Raw genomic sequence first — 7,519 nt, forward strand, 5'->3', positions numbered from 1 at the left:
GTTCCCCACGGATCGGACTTTTCGTCCTGAAACGGCTGAACAGGCTCTGTGAGTTTGGGTGCAACCTGCCTGCTACCTGGGGATCCCCAAGTGGCGCTCAGTCCGGCCGACTCTTCTCCTCGAACCACAACGGGGAGGTCAGACTTATGCGGAACCACTTGCGCCGGGCTGCGATCGGTGCGCTCACCGTCGGGACGATCACGGGCGTCACGGCGCTCGGACTGCCCGAGCAGAAGGCGGCCGAAGGCCGGGCGCTGCAGGCGGCCGACGCGATCGTCACCGCGGCCGCGGTGCCCCCCGGCAACGACCCGAGCCGGGGCGACCAGTGGGGCCTCTCCCGGATCAAGGCACCCCAGGCGTGGGCCCGGTCGACCGGCGCCGGCGTCACGGTCGCGGTGCTGGACAGCGGCGTCGACGCGGACCACCCGGACCTCGCCGACCAGCTGCTGCCGGGCTACAACACGATCACCCGCGCCGACGACGACGGCACCGACACCTACGGGCACGGCACGCAGGTCGCCGGCATCATCGCCGCGGCCACCGGCAACGAGGTCGGGATCAGCGGTATCGCCCCGGATGTGAAGATTCTTCCGGTCAAGGTACTGAACGAGTGGGGCGGCGGCACCGCGTCCGACACGGCGGCCGGCATCGTCTACGCCGTCGACCACGGCGCCACCGTGATCAACATGTCGTTCACCACGACGACCCGGGCCGGCGTGCTGACCAACGCGATCGCGTACGCCCGCAGCAAGGGTGTCGTGGTGGTGGCCGCGGGCGGCAACAGCCGGGTCCGAGGCAACGCGCCGCAGTATCCGGGCGCCGAGCCGAGCGTGATCTCGGTTGCCGCCACCGGCTCCACCGACGCCACGCCCATCTACTCCACGATGAGCGAGAACATCGACGTGGCGGCACCGGGCGTGGACGTCCCGACCACCGCGACCGGCGGCGGCTACCGCAACGTCAATGGAACGTCCGCCTCCGCCGCGCACGTCAGCGCCGTGGCCGCGCTGATCAAGTCGGTCCGGCCCAAGCTGACCGCGGACCAGGTCGAGCTGGTGCTTGCCAACTCGGCCGAGGACCTGGGCGACCCGGGCAAGGACACCGAGTTCGGCTGGGGCCGCGTCGATGCGGACGCCGCGCTGACCGTCGCCACCGGCACCAGGCTGCCCACGCCGGTCCGGCCCGCCTCCGTCAAGCCGAACCGGGTCCGGGCCATCCCCGTGATCCGGGCGACGAACGGGCCGACCACGCTGATCCACGGGCAGACCGCCACCGTGCGATACGTCGTCACGGCCGGTAACAAGCCGTTCGCCGGGCAGACCGCTCAGCTGGCTATCGCGCCGGCCGGCTTCGGCTTCACCCTCACCGATGTAATTACCGACAGTAACGGCGTGATCGAGTACTCGATGCCCACCACCGGCAGGTTCCAGATCAAGCTGTCGATGCCGGCCACCGTGACCCGCTCCGCGGCCAACTCCCCCACCTCGTCCTTCACGGTCAAGGCCACGGCGGGCCTGTCGGCCGGCGAGAACCCGGGCGAGCTGGTCGTCTCCTACAACGGGACGGCAGGGCTGCAGCTCCGGCTGGATCGCTTGGCCGGGGCCCGGTGGATCACCCACACCACGTTCGTGCCCACCGGCGGCGAGCACACGTTCACCGGCCTGACCGCCGGCGGCAAATACCGGGTCGTCGTGCCCAACACCACCGCCGTGACGGGCCTGATCAGCCAGGTGGCCCAGGTCGCCTGAGCGACCCGCAACCCAGCTGCTCCTCGGTGATCACCAAGTAGCGCTCAGGCCGGCCGACAGTTGGCTCAACCCCCCAGCAAAGGTAGGGAAACACCATGCGTAATCACCTGCGCCGGTACGCGATCGGTGCGCTCGCGGTCGGTGCCGTCGCGGGCGCCACGGCGGTCGGCGTCACTGCCGGTTACACCATGGCGGAGCCGGAGTGGCAGCCGGTCACTTACGGCCTCACCGCCTCGCCGGCGCAGCTGCTCCCGGAGACCGTCTCGACCGCCCAGCCGGTTCGCGTCGTCAGCACCTCGATCGACAAGGCCGGGCGGCCGGTGATCACCACCAGCACGGCCACCGACCGGGAGACCGCGACCGCGCTGATCAAGGCCGGCCAGACCGCCGAGAACGCGCTCGGCGTCCAGCTCGACACCCGGGTCGCCGCACTCGACGCGCCGACCGGGACCGACGCCTACCGCAGCCAGCAGTGGGATCTCAACAAGATCCGGGTGACCGACGCCTGGCAGCGGTCGACCGGCACGGGCGTCGTGGTCGCGGTGATCGACAGCGGTGTCGAGTCCACGCACCCGGACCTCGCGGGACAGGTGCTCCCGGGCGCCGACATCGTCGCCCGGACCGAGGGTGCCAGCACCGACCCGCACGGGCACGGCACCCACGTGGCCGGCACGATCGCGGCCCTGACCGGGAACGGTGCCGGGGTCAGCTCCTTCGCGCCGCACGCCAAGATTCTTCCGGTACGCGTGCTCAGCGCGACCGGTTCGGGCTGGTCCTCGGACACCGCCAAGGGCATCATCTGGGCCGCCGACCACGGGGCCAACGTGATCAACATGTCGCTGGGCGGCAGCGGGCAGGACACCGCACAGGCAAATGCGATCGCGTACGCCCGCAGCAAGGGCGTCACGGTGATCGCCGCGGCCGGCAACGCGCGGTCGAGCGGCAGCCCGGTGCACTACCCGGCCGCCGACGCCGGTGTGATCGCGGTCGCCGCCACCGACTCGGCCGACCGGGTGGCCTCCTACTCCAACGCCGGCAGCTACGTGGACGTGGCCGCCCCGGGCAGCGGCATCATCAGCACCGTCCCGGTCGCGAAGGGCAGCTACTCCAGCTACAACGGCACGTCGATGGCCGCCCCGCACGTGGCCGCGGTGGCCGCGCTGCTCAAGGCGTACCAGCCCAGCCTCACCCCGGACGCCATCGAGAAGGCGCTGACCGGCTCGGCCGTCGACCTCGGCCCGGCCGGTAGGGACAACGACTTCGGTCACGGCCGCATCGACGCGGTCGCCGCCCTGAACGCGCTCGCTCCCAGCACAACGGTGCCCACCCCGACCAAGACCACCACCGCACCGACGCCCACCCCGACGAAGACCACGACCAGTCCCAGCCCGAGCCCGACGAAGAGCCCGACCCCGACGAAGAGCCCCACGCCGACAACGAGCCCCACGGCGACAACGATCCCCACGCCCACCAAGACGGTGACCCCGACACCGACCAAGCCCGCTCCCAAGGTCAAGCCGGCCATCCGGACCGTCACGTCGGCCTCCTCGGTCGTCTACGGCACGACCACCACCGTGACCTGGACCGTCACCGCGTCCGGCAAGCCGCTCGCGAGCGCCCCGGTCCGGATCGGCGTCCTCCCCACCGGCGGCAAGACCCTGACCTGGACCGACGGCATGACGAGCCCGACCGGCACGGTGACCTTCAGCCAGCCGGCCACCGGTCATTTCCAGGTGAAGCTGCTGGTCCCGGCGAGCGCCACCACGCTGGAGACCAACTCGGGAGTCTCGAACTTCACGGTCCGGGCCGCCGTCACGGTGTCCAGCCCGGCCGCCCGCACGCTCAAAATCGCACTGACCGGAGCCACCGGCCAGACGGTCCAGGTGCTGCGCCTCGACAGGTCCCGCTGGGTGGCGACCGCGACCTTCAAGGCCACCGCACCGGAGCAGACGCTGACCGGCCTGCCCGGCAACACGCAGTACCGGGTGGTCGTCGCCAACACCGCCACGGTGACCGGCCTGACCAGCCCCAACGTACGGGTGGCATAGGGAAGATCAGGAAACCCCGGGACAACGACGTCCCGGGGGTTTCTGCCGTTCAGCGCAGGACCGACCACTCGCGCTCGACGACCGCCGCCACGTACGTTTCCTGCGGCCGGCCGGTGGCGATCGCGACGACGCTCTTCCCCGCCGAGGTACGCCAGCACAGCAGCAGGCCCGGCCGGACCTGGTCGACCGGCTGACCGTCGGCCCGGAAGTTCTGGGTGCAGCGGACACTGCCGATCGGCCGGCCGACATCGGCCACCCACAGCTTCTGCCACGACTGGGTCAGGTCGTAGCGCGCCGACACCACGCGCACGTTCGCGCCGTCCGGCGTCACCTCGTGGCGTACGGTCACCCGGTTCTCCTGGCTTGCGGCATTGATGCCGGACCGCGCGGGCCGGGGCTGAATCAGGCGGCTGACCTGGGCACTTGCCAGCTCCTCGTCGGCCATCACGGGCGCCGACGGGGTGGGCGACGGCCGGCTCGACTGCCGCACGCCGGCCTTGGTGGCCGGACCCAGCCCGGGCGCGGGCGTCTCCATCGAGGGCGACGCGGACGGTGACTCCGGCGGGGCGCTGGGTTCCATCGGCGGCTCGGAGACGAGCGGCGCGAGCGCACCCGGTTCCCGCGTCGCGGTGGCGTCCCGCCCGGCCAGCCAGGTGGCCGCCCCGTAGGACCCCGCGCCCAGCACGACGACCGCACCGGCCACGACGCTCACGATCTTCCGCCGGCGCCGCGCTTGATGCTGCTCGGAGACATAGACGCCCTCAGTCACGCTCTGATGATTCCATCCGACCCGACAAACCGCTCTAAAACGGCAAAGCAACCTGACCGCCCCCATCGCGGCGCCGCCCCGGCCGAAACGTCAGGCCGTGAACAAGAAGGCACTGCTGAGCGCACTGACCATCGGCGCGGTGGCGACCACGGGCCTGGCGCCGGCGCCAGCGACGGACCAAACCCCGGAGAGCTTGCTCCCGGCGGTCATCTCACGCACTTTTCCGGTACGGGTGGTGAGCACCGCCCTCGACCACACCGGTAGGCCGGTTGTCACCGCGCACACCGCCACCGACCGGGCGTCCGCCGTCCGGCTGATCGTCGACGGCCGGCGGGCCGCCGGGGCGGTCGGCGTCGAACTCGACGTGCCGGTCCGGGCCGCGGGCACCGACCCGTACCGGAATCGGCAGTGGGATCTTGAAACGATCCGGGTCGCCGAGGCCTGGCCGCGCGCTACCGGCACGGACGTCACGGTCGCCGTGGTCGACTCCGGCGTGGACGCCGCACACCCCGACCTGGCCGGCCAGGTGCTGCCGGGCGCCGACTTCATCACCGGCACCGAGGGCACCGGCACCGATCCGAACGGCCACGGCACGCACGTGGCCGGCACCATCGCCGCGCTCACCGGCAACGACCGGGGCGTGGCGGGCGTGGCACCGGGCGCGCGCATCCTGCCGGTCCGGGTGCTCGGCGCGAACGGCGGCGGCTACATGTCCGACGTGGCCAACGGCATCGTGTACGCGGCCGACCACGGCGCCGACGTGATCAACATGTCGGTGAGCGCCACCAGCCAGGTGGGCGCGGTCTCCGAGGCGATCGCGTACGCGCGCAGCAAGGGCATCGTGGTGGTGGCGGCAGCCGGCAACTCGCGGCGCGAGGGCAGCCCCACCGCCTGGCCGGCGGCCGACTCCGGCGTGCTGGCCGTGGCCGCCACCGAGCCCGGCGACGGGGTGGCGCCGTATTCCAACCGGGGCGGGTACGTCGACGTGGCCGCCCCCGGCAGCAGCATCGTGAGCACGGTCCCGGGCGGCGGCTACCGCACCATGAACGGCACCTCGATGGCCGCGCCGCACGTGGCCGCCGTGGCCGCACTGCTCAAGAGCGCCGACCACGACCTCACCCCCGACCGCATCGAGCAGGCGATCGAGTCCTCGGCCGTCGACCTGGGCGCCCCGGGCCGCGACCCCGACTTCGGATACGGCCGCATCGACGCCGCCGAGGCCCTGACCGCCGCGTTCCCGCACCCAGCAGAACAGCCCACCGAGGAGCAGCCGACCCCGCCGGCCGGGGGCCAGCCGACCCCGGAGCCGAGCGCACCCAGCGAGCAGCCGACCCCGGCCGACCAGCCCACGCCAAGCGACGAGCCGACGCCAAGCGAGCAGCCCACCCCAAGCGAGCAGCCCACCCCAAGCGAGCAGCCGGCCGCCGGAGGCCGGCCCACGCCGGGCGACCAGCCCGCGCCAAGTGAGCAGCCCACGCCAGGTGGCCAGCCCACGCCAGGTGGCCAGCCCACGCCGGGCGGCCAGCCCACGCCGGGCGGCCAGCCCACGCCGGGCGGCCAGCCCACGCCGGGCCAGCCGGCACCGGGCGCGAGCACACCGACCCCGATCGAGCCGGCCCCGCCGGCGCCAACCAAGATCCAGTCCACCGTCTACGCCGTCCGGACCGGAACGCAGCAACTCACCGTCGCCATCGACGGCTTCGACAACCAGATTGTCGAGCTTCAATGGCAGACCGCCGAGGGCTGGCAGACCATCTTCACCTACCCGGCCGTGCGGGCCATCCGGCTCAACGGACTTCCGCCCGGCTCCACGTACCGGATCATCGTGCCGGAATCCGCCCGCTACACCGGCGGAATCAGCGACAGTGTCCGGTTCTAGGCTCCCGCCATCCCGCCGCCCGGAGTTCTTGGCGCCGGCACCACCCGAAACGGTGGCCCGGCAGCCAAGATCTCCGCCGGGACGACAGCGGTCGCCCGCCCCGGCGCGACGGCCCTCGCCCAGCGGCATGTATCGGGGATATGTTCCCGGGCCGGTTGTCGCCGACGCTGCGGAGCCGGGCGACGGCGCGGGTCAGTGGGCCGCCGCATTGCCGGACGGTAAGGGCCAAGGGCGGGATGGCGACTGGGCAGGAATGCTGGTAGCTGAAATGATCATGCGGTTTACTCGTGAACCATGGGCATCATCTCCCGTGGGTTCGGCGGCCGCAGACGCGAGTCGATCCCCGGGCTACCCCCCGGGCAATACCTCACGCACGATTTCCCGGTGCTCTCGGCCGGGCCGACCCCGCGGGTCCCGCTCGATCGCTGGCACTTCACCGTGACCACCGAGACGGGCGAGCAACGCCGCTGGACCTGGGACGAGTTTTCCGCCCTGCCGCACGATGACGTGACGGTCGACATCCACTGTGTCACCAAATGGTCGAAGCTGGGCACCACCTGGCGCGGCGTCGCGCTGGACACGTTGCTGGACGAGGTCGAGACCGCGGCCGACTTCGCCATGGTGCACAGCTTCGGCGGGTACACCACGAACGTACCCCTGGAAGATCTGCTGGACGGAAAGGCGTGGATCGTCGACAGTTTCGACGGCGAGGATCTTGCGCCGGAGCACGGTGGTCCGGCCCGGATGCTCGTTCCGCACCTGTACTTCTGGAAGTCGGCCAAGTGGGTCGACGGCCTGCGGCTGATGCACGAGGACGAGCCGGGCTTCTGGGAGGCCGCCGGCTACCACATGTACGGAGACCCATGGCTCGAGCAGCGGTACCAGGGCGACTGACCTGGCAGGTCGCGACGCTGGCGGCCGCACGGTGGGAGACCCCGACCGCGCGGACGCTGGTGTTCGACGTGCCCGGCTGGCCCGGTCACCTGCCCGGCCAGCACGTCGACGTCCGGCTCACCGCGGACGACGGCTACACCGCGCAGCGCAGCTATTCGATCGCCTCGGCGTGGACCGAAGG

Annotated in this window: 5 protein-coding genes and 1 pseudogene; 5 read left to right on the top strand and 1 reads right to left on the bottom strand. The window is 71.9% G+C overall.

The genetic code is table 11. The features are described 5' to 3' along the window. Window positions 1-146 precede the first annotated feature (146 nt). Both Ari01nite_RS01955 and Ari01nite_RS01960 read left to right on the top strand, forming a co-directional pair. Complete coding sequence (locus tag Ari01nite_RS01955; RefSeq protein ID WP_203778777.1) at window positions 147-1,748, top strand: S8 family serine peptidase; 1,602 nt, start codon at window positions 147-149, stop codon at window positions 1,746-1,748. Window positions 1,749-1,843: 95 nt separating this feature from the next. Beyond that, the gene (locus Ari01nite_RS01960; RefSeq protein ID WP_203778778.1) at window positions 1,844-3,796 is read left to right on the top strand and encodes a S8 family serine peptidase; all 1,953 of its coding nucleotides are present in this window, start codon (window positions 1,844-1,846) and stop codon (window positions 3,794-3,796) included. A gap of 49 nt (window positions 3,797-3,845) precedes the next feature. Here the strand turns inward: Ari01nite_RS01960 and Ari01nite_RS01965 are convergent, their stop codons facing one another. Beyond that, on the bottom strand, window positions 3,846-4,565 hold the full coding sequence (locus Ari01nite_RS01965; RefSeq protein ID WP_203778779.1) for a hypothetical protein: 720 nt from the start codon (window positions 4,563-4,565) through the stop codon (window positions 3,846-3,848). A 97-nt stretch (window positions 4,566-4,662) separates the two neighbouring features. On the opposite strand from Ari01nite_RS01965, the gene Ari01nite_RS01970 reads away from it, so the two are divergent. The 3 genes and pseudogenes from Ari01nite_RS01970 to Ari01nite_RS01980 all read left to right on the top strand — a co-directional run. Next, window positions 4,663-6,444: a S8 family peptidase gene (locus Ari01nite_RS01970; protein WP_239162411.1), complete on the top strand. Its 1,782-nt coding sequence runs from the start codon at window positions 4,663-4,665 to the stop codon at window positions 6,442-6,444. Window positions 6,445-6,738: 294 nt separating this feature from the next. Further along, window positions 6,739-7,338, top strand: coding sequence for a sulfite oxidase-like oxidoreductase (locus Ari01nite_RS01975; RefSeq protein WP_203778780.1), 600 nt, complete (start codon window positions 6,739-6,741; stop codon window positions 7,336-7,338). Continuing rightward, a pseudogene (locus Ari01nite_RS01980) lies at window positions 7,308-7,519 on the top strand (oxidoreductase); the annotation flags it as partial. The gene Ari01nite_RS01975 and the pseudogene Ari01nite_RS01980, both read left to right, overlap by 31 nt.

The organism is Paractinoplanes rishiriensis (assembly GCF_016862375.1).
Lineage (GTDB): Bacteria > Actinomycetota > Actinomycetes > Mycobacteriales > Micromonosporaceae > Actinoplanes > Actinoplanes rishiriensis.